This window comes from Streptomyces sp. NPDC096324 (genome assembly GCF_044763015.1).
Taxonomy (GTDB): Bacteria; Actinomycetota; Actinomycetes; order Streptomycetales; family Streptomycetaceae; genus Streptomyces.
In genome coordinates this window covers 13,944-34,410 of the sequence record NZ_JBIWFK010000013.1, presented here as the reverse complement: position 1 = coordinate 34,410, position 20,467 = coordinate 13,944, and the positions used below count along the sequence as shown (strand labels likewise).

The 20,467-nt window shown below is 72.4% G+C and carries 13 protein-coding genes, 2 tRNA genes and 1 riboswitch; of the genes, 9 read left to right on the top strand and 6 right to left on the bottom strand.

Annotation, left to right across the window (positions count from 1 at the left end; translation table 11 throughout):
- The first annotated feature begins 38 nt into the window (after window positions 1-38).
- The 3 genes from ACIQ7M_RS31165 (at window position 39) to ACIQ7M_RS31155 (ending at window position 4,920) form a co-directional block, all read left to right on the top strand.
- Window positions 39-3,131 (top strand): FG-GAP repeat domain-containing protein, encoded by a 3,093-nt coding sequence (locus tag ACIQ7M_RS31165; protein WP_403650713.1) that lies wholly within the window; start codon window positions 39-41, stop codon window positions 3,129-3,131.
- 58 nt (window positions 3,132-3,189) lie between these two features.
- Complete coding sequence (locus ACIQ7M_RS31160; RefSeq protein WP_386988658.1) at window positions 3,190-4,725, top strand: amino acid permease; 1,536 nt, start codon at window positions 3,190-3,192, stop codon at window positions 4,723-4,725.
- 122 nt (window positions 4,726-4,847) lie between these two features.
- Window positions 4,848-4,920, top strand: a tRNA-Lys gene (locus tag ACIQ7M_RS31155).
- 58 nt (window positions 4,921-4,978) lie between these two features.
- On the opposite strand, the gene ribA is transcribed toward ACIQ7M_RS31155, so the two are convergent.
- Window positions 4,979-5,632 carry a GTP cyclohydrolase II gene (ribA, locus tag ACIQ7M_RS31150; protein WP_403650710.1) on the bottom strand — a complete coding sequence of 218 codons (654 nt, stop codon included), beginning with the start codon at window positions 5,630-5,632 and terminating at the stop codon, window positions 4,979-4,981.
- A 122-nt stretch (window positions 5,633-5,754) separates the two neighbouring features.
- On the bottom strand, window positions 5,755-6,264 hold the full coding sequence (locus ACIQ7M_RS31145) for a MarR family winged helix-turn-helix transcriptional regulator (protein ID WP_386988653.1): 510 nt from the start codon (window positions 6,262-6,264) through the stop codon (window positions 5,755-5,757).
- An 80-nt stretch (window positions 6,265-6,344) separates the two neighbouring features.
- On the opposite strand from ACIQ7M_RS31145, the gene ACIQ7M_RS31140 reads away from it, so the two are divergent.
- From ACIQ7M_RS31140 to ACIQ7M_RS31120, 5 genes are all read left to right on the top strand, one after another.
- Complete coding sequence (locus tag ACIQ7M_RS31140) at window positions 6,345-7,487, top strand: dihydrofolate reductase family protein (protein WP_403650708.1); 1,143 nt, start codon at window positions 6,345-6,347, stop codon at window positions 7,485-7,487.
- Between the two features lie 95 nt (window positions 7,488-7,582).
- Window positions 7,583-7,656 (top strand) — tRNA-Met (locus ACIQ7M_RS31135).
- Between the two features lie 342 nt (window positions 7,657-7,998).
- Complete coding sequence (locus ACIQ7M_RS31130; RefSeq protein ID WP_403650706.1) at window positions 7,999-9,066, top strand: PP2C family protein-serine/threonine phosphatase; 1,068 nt, start codon at window positions 7,999-8,001, stop codon at window positions 9,064-9,066.
- Window positions 9,067-9,281: 215 nt separating this feature from the next.
- Window positions 9,282-9,438: riboswitch (cyclic di-AMP (ydaO/yuaA leader) on the top strand.
- 11 nt (window positions 9,439-9,449) lie between these two features.
- Window positions 9,450-10,484 (top strand): M23 family metallopeptidase, encoded by a 1,035-nt coding sequence (locus ACIQ7M_RS31125; protein ID WP_403650704.1) that lies wholly within the window; start codon window positions 9,450-9,452, stop codon window positions 10,482-10,484.
- A 132-nt stretch (window positions 10,485-10,616) separates the two neighbouring features.
- Entirely contained in the window at window positions 10,617-11,561 is a 945-nt protein-coding gene (locus ACIQ7M_RS31120) for an aldo/keto reductase (protein ID WP_403650702.1), read from the top strand.
- A 66-nt stretch (window positions 11,562-11,627) separates the two neighbouring features.
- Here the strand turns inward: ACIQ7M_RS31120 and ACIQ7M_RS31115 are convergent, their stop codons facing one another.
- From ACIQ7M_RS31115 to ACIQ7M_RS31100, 4 genes are all read right to left on the bottom strand, one after another.
- A complete protein-coding gene (locus ACIQ7M_RS31115; protein WP_355769038.1) occupies window positions 11,628-12,974 on the bottom strand; it encodes a PrsW family intramembrane metalloprotease in 1,347 nt (448 codons plus the stop codon).
- A gap of 89 nt (window positions 12,975-13,063) precedes the next feature.
- Window positions 13,064-13,900 carry a tRNA (guanosine(46)-N7)-methyltransferase TrmB gene (gene trmB / locus ACIQ7M_RS31110; protein ID WP_403650700.1) on the bottom strand — a complete coding sequence of 279 codons (837 nt, stop codon included), beginning with the start codon at window positions 13,898-13,900 and terminating at the stop codon, window positions 13,064-13,066.
- Between the two features lie 247 nt (window positions 13,901-14,147).
- The gene (lhgO, locus tag ACIQ7M_RS31105; protein ID WP_355769032.1) at window positions 14,148-15,353 is read right to left on the bottom strand and encodes an L-2-hydroxyglutarate oxidase; all 1,206 of its coding nucleotides are present in this window, start codon (window positions 15,351-15,353) and stop codon (window positions 14,148-14,150) included.
- A gap of 157 nt (window positions 15,354-15,510) precedes the next feature.
- Complete coding sequence (locus tag ACIQ7M_RS31100) at window positions 15,511-16,932, bottom strand: MFS transporter (protein ID WP_382782819.1); 1,422 nt, start codon at window positions 16,930-16,932, stop codon at window positions 15,511-15,513.
- Between the two features lie 1,089 nt (window positions 16,933-18,021).
- On the opposite strand from ACIQ7M_RS31100, the gene ACIQ7M_RS31095 reads away from it, so the two are divergent.
- Window positions 18,022-20,115 carry an asparagine synthase-related protein gene (locus ACIQ7M_RS31095; RefSeq protein WP_403650697.1) on the top strand — a complete coding sequence of 698 codons (2,094 nt, stop codon included), beginning with the start codon at window positions 18,022-18,024 and terminating at the stop codon, window positions 20,113-20,115.
- Window positions 20,116-20,467 lie beyond the last annotated feature (352 nt).

Genomic DNA, 20,467 nt, shown 5'->3' with positions numbered 1-20,467 from the left:
AGGGGTTTTCCTTGGTCCGTCATTTCTTCGTCCGCCCTGTGCGAGCAGGCCGCGTCGCCGTCACCGCGGCGGCTTCCGCGCTGCTCGCGGGCGGCGTGATCCCGCTGCTGCCGACGCCCGCCTCCGCGGTGGGAACCGCTCAGGAGACGGTGGTCCCCGCCGCGCTGCGCAGTTACAACACGACGGCCACGATCCGCACCACCTCGACGGGCTCCGGCCACGACGGCGCCGGGGCGCAGGGCGTCTTCCACACCCAGGAGGGCCGGACGGGGCTGCTGTGGACGCGGTACTCCGACGGTGAGTCCGTCCCCGTTCCGCCGCGGGCCGGGTTGTCCCCCACGGGCACCGGCAGCGATGTCCTGGCGGACAAGGACGCCAACGGCCGGGTGGTGTTCTGGGACGCGACGGACGGCACGTCCCGCAGCATCCAGGTCCCGGCGGGTCTCGGCTATCTGACGGCCTTCGACAACCTGGCCGTCGGGTTCCGCAACGAGCCCGCCGCGGACGGGACGAGCACCCGGGTCATCCACCTGCTCACCCCGGGGGCCGACGGCGGCACCCGTGACGTGACCGTCGGCGGTGGACCGGCGGGGCTCCAGCTCGGCCAGCCCGCGGGTGCCGACGCCAGGAGTGTCTTCCTGCGGGCGTCGCTGGACGGCGAGATGCGTCTGGTCGCGGTGGACCGGGAGAGCGGCCAGGTGCAGAGCTGGAGCGGTCCGCTTCCCCTCGCGTACAGCAGGGTGCTGATCGCGCCGGACCATGTCGTCGTCTTCGCCTACGACAAGGCCAAGGTCCTGGTACTGCCCCGCGCCGACCTGTCGGCGGCACCGGCCGAGGTCGTGCTGAAGGGGACCGCCGACGGAGTGAACGCCACCCACGACCTCGCGGTCGTCGGCGACTGGCTGGTCAACGGCGTCAGCCAGGTCACCGCGCAGCCGATCGCGGGCGGGCCCGCGGTGACGCTGATGCCGTCCGCGGACTACGGGCTCGCGGCCGGCCCCGGCGGCTCCGCCGTGAAGATCGGCCGCACGGGCGCCGACGACTGGGGGATCCAGCGCATCACCTCCGGTGCGGACGGCGTCCCGGTCGTCACCCAGGTCAGGCCGCTGCCCAAGCCGCCCTTCCCCGTCCAGGGGATCTCTCTCGACCAGGGCCGGCTCGTCGTCACGGACGACAGCCTGCGCGGGCACCGGGACGACTACGTCCGGACCGTCGCCGCGACCGGCACCCCCGCCTACGGTGCGCGGTCCGACTTCTCGCCCCCCGAGGAGACCGTGTCCATCGCCCCCTGCGCGACGACGGACGTCGCCTGCTCCGAGATCCACGGGACGGCCGACGGCCGGATCGCCTGGCTGGAGCACTCCACGGCGACGAACGACCTGATCCGGGTCAACGGGCCGGGGAGCAACGACCTCTGGGAGCGGAGCGTGCCGGCGGGCGGGCGTATCACCGACGTCTCGGGCCGGTACCTCGTCCACACCGGTGCCGACAAGCAGTCCGTGTACGCGCTCGACAACGCCGGAGCCCCGGTGCTCACCCGCGCCCCCGGAGCCGCCGCGCTCTCCGGCGACGTCCTCTGGACGGCGGGATCCACGCCCGGCACCCTCACCGCGTACGACCTGACCACGAGGAGGACGACCGAGACCCTCACCACCGACGCGGGCTGCGTGCCCACCGAACTCCAGGCACTGGGCCGCTGGATCTACTGGACCTGTGACGGCAGGGCCGGTGTCTGGGACCGTACGGCGAAGAAGTCCGTCGCCGTGCCCGCCGGCGAGGCGAAGCTCGGCGACGGATACGTCGTCACGCACGACAGGGCGGCCGGGAAGCTGACCCTCACGACGGTCGCGGACGGCGGCGCCGCGAGCCGGGTCGTCGGAGATCTGCCCGACACCGGGATCTCCCAGCGGGACGTGCGCTGGACGGTCGACGAGTCCGGCGCGAACGCCGCGTACGTGGACGGCCAGGAGCGCGTGCACCTCGTACCGTCCGGGGTGGCCCAGCAGTCGCTGCGGCTGCTGGCGCCCTCCGAGAACGCGTCGTCCGTCCGGGCGCGCGCGATCGACACCGTCCCGGACACCCTGACCACCCTGCTGCTGTCGAAGCCGGCCGCGAACTGGACCGTGACCGCGCGCAACCGTGCCACCGGCAAGACCTACGACGACGGCCGCGACAGCGGTCCCGAGCGCGGTGAGGTGAACGTCGGCTGGTTCGGCGCAGACCCGGCGCTCCCCGGCAGTGCCTTCGCTCCGGACGGCTCCTACGACTGGACCGTCACCGTCACCCCCGCGGACGGCGTCGGCGCCCCGCTCCAGGTGCGTGGCACGGTCCGGCTGAAGGGCGGCAGCCCGGTGCGCCACGACCACGTCGGGGCCGAAGGAGCCCCGGACGGTACCGGCGACCTGCTGACGCTCAACTCGTCGGGAGGACTGACCTTCCAGCAGGGCGACGGGAAGGGCGGCTTCGCCGGAAAGGTCACGGGGAACGGCTGGCCGGCCAGGACGGTGGCGGTGCCGTTCGGCGATCTGAACGGCGACCGCTGCAACGACGTCCTGGTGCGCATGGGCGACGGTTCCCTGCGCGGCTACAGGCCCGCGTGCGGCACGGCGCCGACCCCGTCGACCTCGTACAAGACGCTCGGCACCGGCTGGAACGCGTACGACGTCCTGACCTCGCCCGGCGACCTGACCGGTGACCGGCGGCCGGATCTGCTCGCGCGGAAGGCCTCGACCGGCGACCTCTACCTGTTCGCCGCGAAGAGCGACGGAACGCTCGCCGCGGCCAAGAAGATCCGTACGGCGTGGACGGGATACACGAAGATCGTCGGCGCCGGTGACCTGAACGGCGACGGGATCGGGGACGTGCTCGCGCGGGACAGGGCGGGAACGCTGTACCGCTACAACGGCACCGGGACCGGCCTGTTGAAGGAGCGGGTGAAGGTCTTCTCCGGCTGGGGCGCGTCCTACAACGCGGTCGTCGGGGTCGGCGACATCACGGGCGACGGGAAGAACGACCTGGTCGAGCGCGACACCTCCGGCAACGTCTACCGCAACGCCGGTACGGGGACGGGTTCGTTCGGCCCGCGCGTGAAGATCGTCGGCGGCTGGCAGGGCTACAAGGGCCTTTTCTAGCCACATTTGCCATCGGTACGGCGCATGTCATGCACCCGGTGAGGGAATCGCTGGGTGCATGACAGATGACGCCAGAGCGACTGGGCTGTCGGACGAAGAGCGGCTCGCCCAGCTCGGCTACACGCAGGTTCTCGCTCGCCGCATGTCGGCTTTCTCCAACTACGCGGTCTCCTTCACGATCATCTCGGTCCTGTCGGGCTGCCTGACGCTGTATCAGTTCGGGATGAACACCGGCGGCCCCGCCGTCATCACCTGGGGCTGGGTCGCGGTCGGACTGATGACGCTGTTCGTCGGGCTCGCGATGGCCGAGATCTGTTCGGCCTATCCGACGTCCGCCGGGCTGTACTTCTGGGCCCACCGGCTCGCCCCGGAACGCAGCAGGGCCGCCTGGGCGTGGTTCACGGGCTGGTTCAACGTCCTCGGCCAGGTCGCGGTGACCGCCGGCATCGACTTCGGCGCGGCGCTGTTCCTCGGCGCCTACCTGAACCTCCAGTTCGACTTCGAGGTGACGCCGGGCCGCACGATCCTCCTGTTCACCGCGATCCTGATCCTGCACGGTCTCCTCAACACCTTCGGCGTGGGGATCGTCGCCCTGCTCAACAGCATCAGCGTGTGGTGGCACGTCGTCGGCGTCGCCGTCATCGTCGGCGCGCTGACCTTCGCGCCGGACCACCACCAGTCGGCGGACTTCGTGTTCACGAAGTTCGTCAACAACACGGGCTGGGGCAGCGGGGTCTACGTCGTCCTCGTCGGACTCCTCATGGCCCAGTACACGTTCACCGGGTACGACGCCTCCGCCCATATGACGGAGGAGACCCACGACGCCTCGACGGCCGGGCCGAAGGGCATCGTGCGCTCCATCTGGACCTCATGGATCGCCGGCTTCGTCCTGCTCCTCGGCTTCACCTTCGCCATCCAGTCCTACGACAAGGAGCTGGGCTCCGCGACGGGCGCGCCCCCGGCGCAGATCCTGCTGGACGCGCTCGGCGCGACGGCCGGCAAGCTCCTGCTGCTCGTCGTGATCGGCGCGCAGCTCTTCTGCGGCATGGCGTCCGTGACCGCCAACAGCCGTATGATCTACGCCTTTTCGCGGGACGGCGCGCTGCCGTTCTCCTCGGTGTGGCACACGGTGCATCCGCGCACCCGGACCCCCGTGGCGGCCGTCTGGCTGGCCGCGGGGGGAGCTCTGGTGCTCGGCCTGCCGTACCTCATCAACTACGCGGCCTACGCGGCCGTGACGTCGATCGCGGTGATCGGCCTCTACGTCGCGTACGTCATCCCGACACTGCTGCGGCTGCGCAAGGGCGACGCCTTCGAGCGCGGGCCCTGGCATCTGGGCCGCTGGTCACGACCGGTGGGCGTGATCGCGGTCGGCTGGGTGGCCGTCATCACGGTCCTGTTCATGCTGCCCCAGGTCTCCCCGGTCACCTGGGAGACGTTCAACTACGCCCCGGTTGCCGTGCTCGTCGTCCTGGGCTTCGCCGCGGCCTGGTGGCTGGCCTCGGCCCGTCACTGGTTCCTCAACCCCGGGCATGAGCGCACGATCGCCCGTGAGGCCGCCCGCAAGGGTGCACCCGAACCGGTCGATCCCTGACCTTGTGGGGCCTTCGGCGTGGCCGGGTCACCGATACCCGATCGGAGTCCCGGCCACGTCCCGCTATGCTCGGGGATGCGTCGGCGCGGGCCGGTGCGCCGTGCCGGTGTTTTCCGGTGCGGGGACCCTTAGCTCAATTGGCAGAGCAGTGGACTTTTAATCCATTGGTTGTGGGTTCGAGTCCCACAGGGTCTACGGAAAGGCCCCCGGTTCGGAGTGATCTGAACCGGGGGCCTGTTTCGTTCCCGGGGTGTCAGCCCGCCGAGAGGCCGGAGAGCCCCGCGTGCTCCGTGAGTTCCGTCAGCGGCAGGGTGTGCTGGGTCTGGAGGACCTTGGCGCGCAGGTAGCGGACGTTGTGGGCGGTGGTGAAGACGCCCGTCGGGACGCGGTGGGAGACCGTGATGCCGAGTTCGCGGAGCTGTTCGGCCTTGTCCGGGTTGTTGGACAGCAGGTCCAGGGAGTCGATGCCGAGGGCCCGGAGCATCTGGGCGGCCGCCGTGTAGTCACGGTCGTCCTCGGGCAGGCCGAGGGCGGCGTTGGCGGCGTAGGTGTCGAGGCCCTGGTCCTGGAGGGCGTACGCGTCGAGCTTGTTGTAGAGGCCGATGCCGCGGCCCTCCTGGCGCAGGTACAGCAGGACGCCGCCGCGGTCCGCGATCTGCTCCACCGCCTCGCGCAACTGGGGTCCGCAGTCGCAGCGGGCCGAGCCGAACACATCGCCGGTCAGGCACTCGGAATGCAGCCGCACCAGCGGGTTCGCGCCGGGCTCGCCGAGGACGACGGCCAGGTGTTCCTTGCCGTCGTCGAGGCCGTGGAAGGTCACGAGTTCGGCGTCGACGGAGTAGCCGTCGCCGAAGCGCAGGGGAACGCGGACGCGGGTGCGCACGGTGGCGGTGGGGTGGTCGCGCATGGTGTCTCTCCGTCCGGCGGGTTCGCACGGGCTGTGCTTCAGATTTGAAGCACAGCCTCGAAACGAGACCCTACATCTGCTTAAAACTTCAAGCAACGGGGTTCACGCCCGCCTCGGGTGTTCTACGAGGAGCAGGAGCGCCGCCGCCAGGGCAGATCCTCCCCGGGAGCCCCGGGATCTCCGCTCTGGATGGCCCGGGTGATGGTTCCGCAGATCTCCTCGAGCTGCCCCACCTGCTCCGGGGTCAGATGGTCGAAGACCGCCGTCCGCACCGTCTCGACGTGCGCGGGCGCCACCCGCTCCAGGAGGGCCATCCCCTCGTCGGTGAGAACGGCCATGTGCCCGCGCTTGTCGGTGGGGCAGCCCTCGCGGCGTACCGTGCCGTCCTTCTCCAGCCGCGCCACCGCGTACGTCAGCCGGCTGCGGGTGATCTTCAGGGCCTCGGCGAGGTCGGTCATCCGCAGCCGCCGGTCCGGAGCCTCGGACAGCCGGGACAGGATGGAGTAGTAAAGGTGGGGCATCCCCGCCTCCGCCTGCAGCCGGCGGTCGATGGCGTCCGCCAGGAGGGAGGTCGCGGAGATGTACGAGCGCCAGGCGCGCTGTTCGGCGGCGGAGAGCCAGCGGGTCGTCATGAGACCAGTCTAGGTATTGTTTAAAACTTGAACCACTGCGCTCGGATTCCCGCGCGCGTGCGACCGGAGGATGCGTCCCGATGCCCCGTCCCTACGTCCTGCTGTCCGCCGCCGTCTCCCTCGACGGCTTCCTGGACGACACCGGCCCCGAGCGGCTGCTGCTCTCGGGCCCGGCCGACTTCGACCGGGTCGACGAGGTGCGGGCGTCCAGCGACGCGATCCTGGTGGGCGCGGGCACGCTGCGCACGGACAACCCGCGGCTCCTGGTCAATTCCGCCGAACGGCGTGCGGCCCGGGTCGCCGGCGGCCGTCCCGAGTACCCGCTGAAGGTCACCGTCAGCGGTTCAGGAGAGCTCGACCCGCGGGCGCAGTTCTGGCACACCGGCGGCGAGAAGGTCGTCTACACGACGGACGAGGGCGCGTCGCGAGCCGCCGCCGCGCTCGACGGCCTCGTCGGCGTCGACGTCGTCCCGACCGGCCCCCGGCTCGACTGGCGGGTGCTGCTGGAACACCTTCACGACGTACGGGGGGTACGCCGCCTCATGGTCGAAGGCGGCGGCAAGGTCCACACCCAGCTCGTGCGCGAGCAGCTCGCCGACGAACTGCAGCTCGCCGTCGCCCCCCTCTTCGTCGGGCAGCCGGACGCGCCGCGGCTGTTCGGGACCGGGGAGTACCCCCTGGGCCGGATGCGGATGGTGGAGACCCGGCCCGTCGGCGACGTCGTGCTCATCCGGTACGTCCCCACCGCGCCCGGCACCGGCCCGCTCGCCTCCGCCGCCGACCGGCGGTGGCTGGAGCTCGCCTGCGAGCTGGCGGAGCTGTGCCCGCCCTCGAAGACCGCGTTCAGCGTGGGCGCCGTGGTGGTCGCGGCCGACGGGACCGAGCTGGCCCGCGGGCACTCCCGCGAGGGCGGCGATTCCGTCGTGCACGCCGAGGAGGCCGCCCTCGCCAAGATCGACCCGGCCGATCCCCGGCTGGCCGCCGCCACCGTCTACAGCAGCCTGGAACCGTGCGCCCACCGCGCCTCCCGGCCCGCGCCGTGCGCCCGGCTCATCCTCGACGCCGGTGTACGGCGGGTCGTCACCGCCTGGCGCGAGCCCGACACCTTCGTCACGGACGCCGACGGGAACGGACTCCTCGCCGCCGCGGGCGCCGAGGTCGTCGTCCTTCCCGAGTACGCGGACCGCGCCGAGGCCCCCAACCGGCATCTGGCGGCCCGGTAGAAGCCGGGGAGAAGCCGGGTGCCGGCGGCGCCGGAGGGGCGGGTTTGAACGGGTGTGCTTCGGGTCCCGCGGATGGCGTACACTGGTTTCAACGACGCGGGGTGGAGCAGCTCGGTAGCTCGCTGGGCTCATAACCCAGAGGTCGCAGGTTCAAATCCTGTCCCCGCTACTCAAGGCCAAGGGCCGGAACTCGGATTTACGAGTTCCGGCCCTTGGTGTTTGTCCCGGCGCCTTTTGCCCGGCGTCTCCGCCCGCCTTTCTCCGGCCGTCCTTCCCCGGCCGGTTCCGTTCCGGCGGGGGGTGCCCTTCTCGGGCGGTGCCTTTCTCCCCCGGTCGGGCCACAGGGGTCGCCCGCCGCCTCCGCGCCGGTTCTTCTGGACGGGTGGGGCAGCCAGGAGGTGAGCGGCGGACCGGACAGTTTCCTGACCGGGCCGGGCGGCCGTCCCGCGGTGTCCACGGGCCCGGGAGTCGCCCGTCGCCCGGTCCGGCGCCGGCGCACCCGCGCCGGATCGTGTGGGCGCGCGCCTTCGTCCGGGCCCTGCCCGTGCTGCTCGTCGCCGCCGGGATCGTCTACGACTACTTCACCCCGTCGGAATTCACCGCCGCCCCCTTGTTCGCGGCCGCGCCCCTGGTCGCCGCGCCCTTCTACTCGCTGCGCGGAACCGTTCTCGCCGGCGTCCTCGCCGTGGGCGCGGTCCTCGTGACGCACTGTGTGCTCGGCATCGTCCTCCAGGTCGACGCGGTCACCGAGGTGGTCACCGTGACGACGGCCGCCGTCCTCGCCGTCCTCATCAACACCGTGGTCCGGCGCGGCGACGAACGGCTCGCCTCCGTCCGGGAGATCGCCGAGTTCGCGCAGCGCGCCGTGCTGCCCGAGCCCGAGGCGCGGATCGCCGGGCTCGACGTCGCGGCCCGGTACGAGGCGGCGCAGGAGGACGCGTTCATCGGCGGGGACCTGTACGCGGTGCAGGACTCCCCGTACGGCGTGCGGCTGGTCGTCGGGGACGTACGGGGGAAGGGGATGACCGCGGTGGCCGCCGTCGCGACGGTGGTCGGGGCGTTCGGGGAGGCGGCCGAGCGGGAGGCGACCCTGGGGGGAGTCGCGGAGCGCCTGGAGCGGGCGCTGACACGCGCGGGCACCCGGCGCGACAGCGTCGACGCGGTCGAGGGGTTCACGACCGCCGTCCTCGCCGAGATCCCGCGGGGCGAGGACGTCGTACACGTCGTCAACCGCGGCCATCCGCCGCCCCTGCTGCTGCGTCCCGACGGCACGCTCGTCATCCTCTCCGCCGAGTCCTTCGCGCTGCCCCTCGGGATGAGCGAACTGGGAAGCCTGCCCGCCCCGACGCTGCGGGAGGGATTTCCGCGCGGGGCGACGCTGCTCCTGCACACCGACGGACTGTCCGAGGCCCGCGACGCGCGAGGGGAGTTCTTCGATCCGGCCGCCTGGCTGGCCGGACGGGTCTTCCCCGGCCCCGACGCGTTGCTGACCGCTCTCTTCGAGGCGGCCCGCGAGCACACGGGCGGCCCGCTGACGGACGACATGGCGCTGCTCGCCGTCCGGCGTCACGACCAGTGATCGGACCGTATCCCTCCGCATAACGACTGACGCACCGTCAGGGAAATTCGTGCAAGCGGCATGCGGTCAACTCGCCCGTTTTTCATCGTCCATGACCCCAAAGTCCTGGCCAAGTGGCGTTAATGATCAGTCGGAACAGCTTGGAATTCGGTGCCCGGGTCTATTAACGTTCGATAACGCAGCGCGGTCGTCACAACCGTCACAAGAGGCGGCTCCGTGCGCACGCGCCGAATCCCGCAAGGGAACCGGGGAACCAACTCGTGGGGTGAATCGAGCGTATTCCGCCGTGGAAGCACGGTGGCCGTACGCGCGTAGGAGACCTTCCTGCTCCGAACCCGTCAGCTAACCCGGTAGGCGGCAAGGAAGGAAAGGAGTGCGCCCAGGTGGCGTCCAACCGGCCCGCTCAGCCAACCTCGTTCGCGCCGAACGAAGCCCACACCTTCGGCTATGGCAAGGACGAGGGACCCTGGGAGGAGTGGAACCCCACAGCGGATTCCCTCGCTCCCGTCCGCGGCCGGCACCGCACGGGCAAGCAGCGCGGCGGAGGACTCGCCCGCAGCTCCACGGTTCTCGGCGTCGGTGTCATAGCCGCCGTCGGTGGTGGTGGCATCGCCAGCGCCGCTCCGGGCAAGGCGCCCGTCTCGATCTCGCTGCCCGACCTGTCGTCGGTCACCGCGTCGGCCAAGGCCCTGATATCGGACGGCGGATCCAGCACCCCCAAGGGCTCCACGACTCCGCTCACCACCGCCGGTCTGACCAGCGCCGACGCGGCCCAGGGCAGCACCGACGCCGGTGAGGCGCTGCGCGACCGCATCATGGCGCAGGCCCAGTCGCAGCAGAACCAGGCCGACACCGCCACGCAGAAGGCCGTCCAGACCGCCGCCGCGCAGAAGGCAGTCCAGGCCGCCGCCAAGCAGCAGGACGAGGCCGAGGCCAAGGAAACCGCCGCGAAGCAGAAGGCGGAGGAGGCGGCCAAGCAGAAGGCCGAGGCCGCGCGCCTCGCCGAGCTCGCCAAGAGCTACTCGCTGCCGACCTCGTCGTACACACTGACCTCGCGCTTCGGTGAGGCCGGCTCCATGTGGTCCTCCGGCTACCACACCGGACTCGACTTCGCGGCGCCCACCGGCACGCTGATCAAGGCGATCCACAGCGGCACCATCACCGAGGCCGGCTGGGCCGGCTCGTACGGCTACCGCACGATCCTCACCCTCGACGACGGTACGGAACTCTGGTTCTGCCACCAGTCGTCGATCAGCGTCACCGTCGGCCAGAAGGTCGCCACGGGCGATGTCATCGGACGCGTGGGCGCCACGGGCAACGTCACCGGGCCGCACCTGCACCTCGAGGTGCACCCCGGCGGCGCCGCCACCGGCATCGACCCGATGGCGTGGCTCCAGAGCAAGGGCATCAACCCCTGACCTCCGATCTCCGGCAGCCCTGACGTCAACCCCCCCGACGTCAGGGCTGTTGGTCGTCCGGGCGCGGACGGCGGCGCACCATACCCAGTGCGTGTGGAATACATCCATCCGGTACGGGCGTTGTGGCCCTACATGACTTCCCTTCGCAAGCTCGGTTCGTCCGACCTCGAGGTCTTCCCGCTCTCCCTCGGGGGCAACGTCTTCGGCTGGACGGCCGACGAGACCCGGTCCTTCGCCGTGCTCGACGCCTACGCCGCCGCCGGCGGCAACTTCCTCGACACGGCCGACTCCTATTCGGCCTGGGTCGAGGGCAACGAGGGCGGCGAGTCCGAGACCGTCATCGGCAAGTGGCTGAAGAGCCGCGGCAACCGCGCGGACATCGTGGTCGCCACCAAGGTCAGCCAGCACCCCGCGTACCCGGGCCTGTCCGGTGCCAACATCAAGGCCGCGGCCGACGCGTCGCTGCGCCGCCTGGGCACCGACCACATCGACCTCTACTACACGCACTTCGACAAGCCGGAGGTGCCGGTCGAGGAGATCATCGGCGCCCTCGACGAGCTGGTGAAGGCCGGCAAGGTGCGGAACATTGCCGCCTCCAACATCTCCCCGGAGCGGCTGCGGGAGTCCCTGGAGTTCTCCGACCGCGAGGGTCTCGCCCGGTACGTCGCGCTCCAGCCCCACTACAACCTCGTCTCGCGCGACACCTACGAGGGCACGCTGCTGGAGGTCGCCTCCCGGGCCGGTCTGGCGGCCGTCCCGTACTTCGCGCTCGCCGCCGGCTTCCTCACCGGCAAGTACCGCCCCGGCACCACGGTCGACTCCCCCAGGGCGGCCGGCGCGGCCAAGCACCTCGGCACGGAACGCGGGCCGCGGGTTCTCACCGCCCTCGACGAGATCGCGGCGGCCCACGACGTCGCCGTCGCGACGGTCGCCCTGGCCTGGCTGGCCGCACAGCCGACGGTCGCCGCGCCGATCGCCTCCGCCCGCACGGTGGAGCAGCTCCCGGCCCTGCTCGGCGTCGCGGACCTGGTGCTGACGGACGACGAACTGAAGCGACTGTCGCAGGCGTCGGCGTAACAGCGGGACCGTCGGCGCGGTGCACCGGTGATACCCACCGGTGCACCGCGCCGTGAACGTCCCGCGCTACGAGCTGTACGGGTTGTACGCGGGATACGGGGCCGGCGCGGACGCCTGGGCCGGCCACCCGTACGGCCGCGCGGGCGGGACGACGTACCCGTACCCCTGAGGCGGCCAGGGCGGCGGTGCGGGCAGCGGTGCCGTGGCGCGGGCCGCGTAGGCGAGAGCCGGACGGGCGATCTCCCGGCGGCGCCACAGCTCCTCCAGCAACTCGCGCTCCCGTACGACGAAGTCGGCGCCCGCGCGGCCCCGGCGCCCCCGGTGGCGCAGGAACGCCAGCGAGGTCGCGTACGCCTCGTACTCCGCCACCGAGCGTGCCGCGCCCTTCCCGAAGTGGTGTCCGGCGTACTCACGCGCGAGCTGCCGCGCCCGCATCGAGCCGAGCGCCCACGGCTCGGCCGCGCCCAGCCAGCCCGCGGCGGTGTACACGGGCAGTTCGGTCCGGACGGTCCGCAGCTCGCGCTGCCGCGTCCAGACGACGAGCCAGGTCAGCAGCCCGAACGCGGGCACCATGAACGCCGCGTACACCCCGAAGAACCCGAACCGGCCGAAGCCCGAGGAGCCGTTCCAGATCGCGTGCATGCCCATCGCGAGCAGCAGACCGGTCAGAGGGAGCAGCACCCGGCGCACGTGCTGGCGTTCGGCGGACAGGGCCGCGACGCCGAAGCCGATGCCCGTCAGCACGGTGAACAGGGGATGCGCGAAGGGCGACATCACCACCCGGACGAAGAACGTCGCCGCGGTGACGGAGGCGATCCCGCTCTCCCCGCTGAGCTGGTCGGTGCCGAACGCGGTGCCGAGATAGAGGATGTTCTCGGTGAACGCGAAGCCGGTGGCGGTGACCCCGGCGATGACGACACCGTCGACGATCCCGGTGAAGTCCCGTCTGCGGAAGAGGAAGACGAGCAGGACGGCCGCCGCCTTCGCCGACTCCTCGACGACCGGCGCTATGACGGTCGCGCCGAGCGTGTCGGCGCCCGAGGGATCCGCCGTCGTCATGGCGATCCAGCGGGTCGCGAAGCTGTTGGCGACGATCGCTATGAGCGCGGCCGCGCAGGCGCCCCAGGCGAAGGAGAAGAACAGGTTGCGCCAGGGGCCCGGTTCGACCCGGTCCAGCCACCGGAAGGCGGCTATGAGCAGCGGCACGGGGAACACGGCCAGTCCGAGACCGACCAGGAAGCCCTCGGTCCCGGTCTGTTCGCGGACGAGGGCGAGGATCACCAGACCCGACATCGCGAGCAGGGTGATCAGTGCTCCGTACCGCACCCAACCGCGCTGCCACCAGTGCGGATGTCTTGGCGCACGCCCGGTGGGGGCACCGGGCCGGTTCGGGTACGGCGGATGGATGGCCACGGCATTGACCCTAACGAGGGAGGGCGTGGCCCGCGACGGCAACCGGGGTCCCCGGGATGTCCCGGTGGACGCCGGCAGGTGTGTGCGGGTCAGACGCCCGGGGTGTGCTGGTCTCGATGCTGTACGCGCCGGAAGAGGAGGTCGTTCACCACATGACCCTTGTCCAGTCCCTGGCCCTCGAAACGGGTCAGCGGCCGGAACTCCGGACGGGGCGCGAAACCGCCGTCGGCCACGGTGTTCTCGAAGGCGGGGTGCGCGCTCAGGACGTCGAGCATCTGTTCGGCGTACGGTTCCCAGTCCGTCGCGCAGTGCACGAGCGCGCCCGGCGCGAGACGGGTCGCGGCGAGGTCCAGGAACTCCGGCTGGATCAGCCGCCGCTTGTGGTGCCGCTTCTTGGGCCAGGGGTCGGGGAAATAGACGCGCAGCCCGTTCAGCGAGGCGGCCGGCAGCATCTCGCGGAGCAGGATGATCGCGTCGCCGTTGGCCACGCGGACGTTGGTCAGACCGTTGCGCTCGGCGAGGTTGAGCAGGTTGCCCTGCCCCGGGGTGTGCACGTCCACGGCGAGGATCCCGGTTCCCCGGTCGTCGGCCGCCATCTGCGCGGTGGCCTCGCCCATGCCGAAGCCGATCTCCAGCACGACGGGGAGGTCCGCCCCGAACAGCTCCGCCAGGTCGAGCGTGCGCCGTCCGTCGATGTCCAGACCCCACTTCGGCCACAGCCGCTCCAGCGCGTCGGCCTGGCCGGTCGTCACCCGGCTCCGGCGCGGCTGGAAGCTCCGGATTCGCCGCTCGAAGTGCGAGCCGGCGGGATCCGGCTGTGGACCGCCGGGGAAACGGGGCTCGCCCTGGGCACGGTGGTGACGCGGCGAGCCGTCCTCTGCGGAGGCGGGCCGGGTCTCTTCGGTGGAGTCGAGGAAATCAGACACAGTGGGGTCGATTTTACGGGCGCGGCACCGGGGGCCGGTCCGTCCCGGCACGAGCCGACCGGTCCGTCCTGGCGCCGGGGCGTCCGCGGGCAGACGGCGGGCCGGTTCCCGGTCGCGGGCCAGGAGGGCCTCGCGGCTCTCACCCGGCGTCCGCGGGCGACGGCAGGGCGCCCCGGCCGGTGGGTGGGCCATGGCCGGGGTGGGGCGCCGGGGTGGGTGGGGCGCCACGGCCGGGCGGGCCGAGCGTTCAGACCGCCGCCAGTGACGCCAGTGCCCGGCGGGCGACCTCCCGGCCGATCGGGAGGGACGCGGTGGCCGCGGGGGACGGCGCGTTCAGCACGTGCACGGTCCTCGGGCCCTCCTTGATCAGGAAGTCGTCGACCAGGGTGCCGTCCCGCAGGACCGCCTGGGCGCGGACACCGGCGGCGGCGGGAACCAGGTCCTCCGGGTTCACCGCGGGCAGCAGCCGCCGCACGGCCTCCGTGAACGCCGCCTTCGACACCGACCGGCGCAGCTCACCGGCTCCGTAACGCCAGTGCCGCCGGGCTATGTGCCAGGAACCGGGCCAGGACAGGGTCCCGCCCAGTTCACGCGGCCGGACGACTCCCCAGTCGTATCCCTCTCGCGCGAGCGCGGGCACCGCGTTGGGGCCGACGTGGACACCGCCGTCGATGCCCCGGGTGAGATGGACGCCGAGGAACGGGAACGCCGGGTCGGGAACCGGATACACCAGGCCCCGCACGAGCTCCGGCCGCGCCAGCGTGTAGTACTCGCCACGGAAGGGGACGATCCGCATCCCCGGGTCGTCGCCCGTGAGCCGGGCCGTCTCGTCGCAGTGCAGTCCCGCGCAGTTGACGAGCACCCGCCCGCGGACGATCGTCCCGTCGGCCGTGCGCACGGCGACACCGAGGTGGGGGCGGCGGTCGGCGCGCACGACCCGCGCCCCGTACCGGATCTCCGCCCCGGAGGCCTCCGCGAGCCGGCGGGCCACCGCCACGTAGTCGCAGATGCCCGTGGTGCCGACGTGGATGGCGGCGAGACCGCGGACCTCCGGCTCGTACTCCGTGAGCTGGGCCGGGCCCAGTTCCTTGACCGGGATGCCGTTCTCCCGGCCGCGCTGCACCAGGCCGTGCAGACGGGGGAGCTCCGACTTGTCCGTCGCGACGATCAGCTTGCCGGTGACGGCGTGTGCGATGTCGTACTCCGCACAGAACTTGACCATCTCCGCGGCGCCCTTGACCGCGTACCGCGCCTTCAGGGATCCGGGGCGGTAGTAGATCCCGCTGTGGATCACCCCGCTGTTGCGCCCGGTCTGGTGCCGGGCGGGGCCCGGCTCCTTCTCCAGCACCGTCACACGGGTGCCCGGTGCCGCCCGTGTGATGGCATACGCCGTCGACAGACCGACGATCCCCCCGCCGATCACCAGCACATCGCAGTCGTACGCGCTTCGCATCCGCACCACCTCCCGGCCTCGATAGTGCACTGCGCCACTGACAATGCCCTCAAACCCGGGGACGGCGCCCCGTGTTTCCTTCGCGCCGCGGAACCGCGGCGCCCTGTCCGCGCCCGGGCTGCCGGGCGCTCCCCTCCGGACCGGAGCCGCCGGCGGCCTAGGCCGGGGCCATCAGCAGCGGACGGGCCCGCTCCCGCAGCTCCACCACGCGCGGTTCGTCGCCGTAGGGCTCCAGCCGGTGCAGCAGGTCCTTCACGTACTCGGTGGTGCGTGCCGAGGAGATGCGCCCCGCGACCTCCACCGCCCGCACGCCCTGCTCGCACGCCGCGTCCAGATTGCCGGACTCCAGCTCGGCGACCGCCGACACCACCAGGCGCAGCCCGTGCGAGCGCACGAACTCCTCCGTCGGCTTCGACAGCGCCTGCTCGGTGAACCGGCGCACCTGACGCGGGGCCTTCAGGTCCCGGTAGCACTCGGCGGCGTCGGCCGCGAAGCGGTCGTATCCGTAGAAGCCGAGCCAGGACGGGTCGTTGTCGCCGTCGCGGGCCCGCTCCAGCCAGCCCTCCGCCGCCTTCAGCGCCGCGCCGGCCGCCTGGGCGTCGCCCGCGCGTGCGTGGGCCCGTGCCTCCACGAGCCGGAAGAAGCTCATGGTGCGGGCCGTGGCGAGACCGCGGTTGCGCTCGAGCGCGGCCTGGGCGAGGTCGACGCCCTCGTCGCCGAAGCCCCGGTAGGTCGCCTGGAGGGACATGGAGGCCAGGACGTAGCCCCCGAGGGGCACATCGGCGGCCGCGCGGGCCAGCCGCAGCGCCTGGATGTAGTACCGCTGGGCGGCCTCCTGCTGGCCCGTGTCGAAGGCCATCCAGCCCGCGAGACGGGTGAGCTCCGCCGACGCGCCGAACAGTGCTCTGCCGACCTCGTCGGAGTAGGAGCCGAGCAGCAGCGGCGCCGCCTCGACCCGCAGACACTCGGGCACCATCGACGAACGCCAGTCACCGCCCCCGTACTTGGAGTCCCAGCGCCTCGCGTCCTCGGCCGCCTCGCGGAGCTTCAGCACATCGCTGTGGCCGACTTTCAGCGGCGCCCCGGAGCCCTCGCCCGGACTCACCTCGCGCGCCACCGAACTGTCGGCCGGGGTTATCAGCCAGCGTGAGGCGGGAGTCGCGTAGGCGCTCACGGCGAAGGAGCCGGCCAGTGACTGCCAGATGCCGCCGCCGGCCCGGCGCCCGGCGAGATCGAGGCGGTACAGCTCCGTCGCCGACCGCACCGCCTGCCCGACGTCACGGGGGAAGGCGAGACCCACCTCCGGCGCGGGATCCGCGTCCGCCAGGCCGATCTCGTGGAGCGGCACGGGACGGCCGAGCTTCTGGCCGATGGCGGCCGCGATGAGGTGCGGCGCGGCGCCCTGCGGCACCATGCCCTTCGACACCCAGCGCGCCACCGACGTCTTGTCGTAGCGAAGAGTCAACCCGCGTTGAGCGCCAAGATCGTTGACGCGACGCGCGAGTCCTGCGTTGCTGATTCCCGCGAGGGCGAGAACGGCGCCGAGTTTTTCGTTCGGCCCGCGTTGCTCCCTGGACATGCGCCACCCCTCGACACAGACGGCTGCCGCGGTGGCATAACCACGCGGCATTCGTAAACTCAGCGTAGTTCGCCCGATCCCCAGCGTTAAGGGGTGTACGTCCGGTTGGCGGGATTGTGGTCCGTACGACTGTACGGACTGTCGCGACGTGCTCCTGTTGTGTGGCTGTGCGCCCGTCCGTGCGCTCTTCTCCGGCCACGGTGGGGAGCGCTTCCATGGAACGTGCGTGGGTCGGCCCGCTGTACTGGATCCAGTGGGCTGGGGGACACCGCCGCCTACATCCCCGCGGGCGGCGGACCGGTCCGGGGGGCGAACTCCGCCTCCCGGACTGTGCGTTGCCGAAGTGGTGCGCAAGGCCTGTACGGAGCGTGTCCGTGCCCGTCCGTCGTTCGCCGATTTGGCCGAAAATCGACGGCCCCTCGGGAGGGCAATCAGGGCTCCCACCATATGAGTTGAGGGCGCGAAGGGCGTCCTGAGGGAGCGTATCGGGGGCGCATTCGCGTCGAACCGCCGGGGGCGGTGGTGCGCGAGGTGCGCCTCACCCGGGCGCCGGGTTCACCGGATGTCCGAGCGGCTCGGCCCGGGCTGGTGCGGAGGGCGTGCCGGGGTGGCTGTGGGCGCGGGGGTGGGCGCCGGGGTGGAGCGGCCAACTGCCGCGCGGTAGGCGCCCCGTGGGCCGGATCCCGTCGGCCGGACGGCCCGATGGGTCGGAGCCTGTCGGGTGCGGGACCCTGTGGGCCGGAGTCCGTCGGGCGGAGGGTCCCGTGAGCCGGAGTCCGTCGGGCGGAGGGTCCCGTGGGCCGGAGTCCGTCGGGCGGAAGGTGCCTCCGGAGCCCGGAGGTCCGTTCGGCGGCGGTCCGGAGTGGATTTTCCTCCGGCGCGCCGCGGGGGTCGTCATTTCCCTCAACAGGCCCTGTATGAAGGGGATTTGCTGGCAACCACCCCCAGCGCGGCGGCGCGGGCGGTCACGTGGGGGCGCACTCCGGGGAGCGCAAGCCGCCGCAGGGGCCCTCCCGTACGCCTCCTTCGTGGCAGCATGGTGCCGAGTTCGTACGGTGCACTGGTTGTCCACAGCCTGTGGAGGCGGCGATGCGATGGTTGGTGGGGTGGAGCAGCACCGTCGCCAGAGCGCCCGCGATCGGCTCGGCGGGCGCCACCGGCAACGACGGCGAGACCGTTCACCCCGTCGGCTCCCAACTCCTGTGGGGTGACCCGGATCCGCTCTGGGCCGTCGGCGACTGGCGGCCCGACGAGGTGCGCGTGGTGAAGGCCGACGCGGAGAACCGGATCGCCGTCCTCGGTACCTGCGGAGCCTCCGACGACGAACTGCGCGTCGGACTGTTCGCCGCGCGCGGCGGAGCACTCCGCCACCTCACCAACTGGTCCGGCAGCTACACCGCGGTCGTCCAGGTCGGCCGCCGCGTCACCGTCTGCGGCGACCTCGCCGGTGCCCGGCCCGTGTTCCACACCCCCTGGGCCGGCGGTACGGCCTACGCCACCGCCGCCCTCCCGCTCGCCGACCTCATCGAGGCCAACCTCGACTTCGGGCACCTCGCCGCGATGCTCGCCGCCCCCGACGTACCGGCCGCGGTCCACGACTCCACGCCGTACGAGGGCGTGCGCCGCATTCCGCCGGGGCACACGCTCATCCTGCGGGCCGGGGCACGCGAGATCGCCGGGTACGAACCGGTCGCCTCCCTCGCCGTCGCCGCGCCCATCGCCGATCCCGCGATCGCCGTGGACGCCGTGCGGGACGCCCTGGTGGAGGCCGTCCGCACCCGCCTCTCCGCTCCCCGCCACGTGCCCGGCACCGACGTGGACCCCGGGCCCGTGCCCGGCATGGGACCCGCCGAGCGACGCGCCGCCCGCGGGACGCCGGTGCCCGGCATCGGGGCCGACCTCTCCGGGGGGCTCGCCTCGGGAACCCTTGCGCTCCTCGCCGCCGGCCTTCCCGGGGCGCCCGGCACCGTCCTCGGACACGGCACGGGTGCCGGGGAACGGCTCCTGGCGGTCACCTTCAACGATCTCGCCGTGCGCGGGCGCGAGGCCGAACTGGAGCGGGCCGGGACGCTGGCCGCGAACCCCCGGCTGCACCACGTGGTCGTCACCGGGGGCGAGGAGACGCTCCCCTACGCCGACCTGGATGGGCCGCTGACCGACGAGCCGGGGCCCTCCCTGGTGACCGCGGCACGCCACCGCGCGCGGCTCGCCTCCGGCAGCGCGGACCACTTCACGGGCTACGGCGCCCGCCAGGTGCTGGACGCCCACCCGGCCCGCCTCGCCGACCTGCTCATGGACCGCAAACGGCGCCACCTGGTCCGTCCCGTCGCCGCGCTGACGAAGGCCGACGGCTCGGTGATGGTCCCCGCGCGCGTGTACGGCGCCGCGCGCAAACTCGCCCGAACGCCGTACCGCACCGGGGTCGACGTCCTCGCCGAGCAGTTGCTGCACCGGCGGTTCGAGGACACCGGAGGCGCGGTCGGGGCCTCGCTCGCCGCGCTGAGCTGGGCGAGACCCGGGCCGGCGGCGCGCTGGCTGACCGGGGAGGCACTGGCCGAAGTATCGGTTCGCCTCCAAGGGGGCGGGGGGCGGCCGAACGTCTCCCCCGGGCAGCGGCCGGGGGATTTCCGTGCCCGTGCCGCGCTCGCCCGCCACGCCGCCGACGTCCGTGTCCTGGAGCAGGCCGCCGAGATCCGCTTCCAGCGGCTGCACACGCCGTTCCTGGACAACCAGGTCGTCCGGGCCTGCCGTGAACTGCCGGAGGCGCTGCGGGTGCAGCCCGGGGCGCGGGCGGCGATTCTCCGTACGGTGCTGGAGGGGGCCGGGGTGGCGGATCTGCCCTCCGGCTGGGGGGCTCCGTCCCACGAATCCTCCACCGCGGCGGCCCGGACGGGTGTGCGGGTGGCCGCGGACTCCCTCGTCTCCCTGTTCGACACGCCGTTGCTCGCGCAGGCGGGGCTCGTCGAGGCGCGCGTCGTCCGCAAGGCGCTGCGCTCGGCCGCGGAGGGGGCGCCGGTGCCGCTCGACGGACTGGCGGATCTGGTCTCGCTCGAACTGTGGCTGCGGCGGTTGCTGGCGCGTCGCGGCACGTGCTGGACCGGCACACCGGCCCGCCAACGCGCGGTCCCCGCGGGGATAGTGCCGCAGGGGCGGGCGCTGGGGGCGGGGGCACGACCGGCCTGAGCCGGTTCGCCGCGGCGGCGTTCGCGGTGCCGGGGTTCGCGGTGCCGGCGTTCGCCGTGCCGGGGTTCGCGGTGCTGGGGTTCGCGGTGCCGGGTTCCGGTCGGTGGGTGGGTCGGGGTCGCGCCGGTACATCCGCCCGCATCCGAACGGATCCCACCGGCACCTACCAGTGCGGGTTCGTTCCGATCCGTCCGGCCTGTCGGGCATTTGATGTACCGGCACGTCCCCTCACGCCGGATTCCGGCTGCGGGTGCGGGATCCAGACGGTCACAGCCCCGGCCGGGAGAATCCAGCCCCTCCGGCGCTTGAGGAGCGAGGTCCGGGGCGGAGCCTCAGGGGGTGCCTCCCTGCG

Bases quoted from the DNA above. Each gene is read 5' to 3' on its own strand.
- ACIQ7M_RS31100 (WP_382782819.1), bottom strand. From the start codon at position 16,932: ATGTCCAGGGAGCAACGCGGGCCGAACGAAAAACTCGGCGCCGTTCTC.
- ACIQ7M_RS31145 (WP_386988653.1), bottom strand. From the start codon at position 6,264: ATGACGACCCGCTGGCTCTCCGCCGCCGAACAGCGCGCCTGGCGCTCG.
- ACIQ7M_RS31160 (WP_386988658.1), top strand. From the start codon at position 3,190: ATGACAGATGACGCCAGAGCGACTGGGCTGTCGGACGAAGAGCGGCTC.
- lhgO (WP_355769032.1), bottom strand. From the start codon at position 15,353: ATGCGAAGCGCGTACGACTGCGATGTGCTGGTGATCGGCGGGGGGATC.
- ACIQ7M_RS31140 (WP_403650708.1), top strand. From the start codon at position 6,345: ATGCCCCGTCCCTACGTCCTGCTGTCCGCCGCCGTCTCCCTCGACGGC.
- ribA (WP_403650710.1), bottom strand. From the start codon at position 5,632: ATGCGCGACCACCCCACCGCCACCGTGCGCACCCGCGTCCGCGTTCCC.
- ACIQ7M_RS31095 (WP_403650697.1), top strand. From the start codon at position 18,022: ATGCGATGGTTGGTGGGGTGGAGCAGCACCGTCGCCAGAGCGCCCGCG.
- ACIQ7M_RS31120 (WP_403650702.1), top strand. From the start codon at position 10,617: ATGACTTCCCTTCGCAAGCTCGGTTCGTCCGACCTCGAGGTCTTCCCG.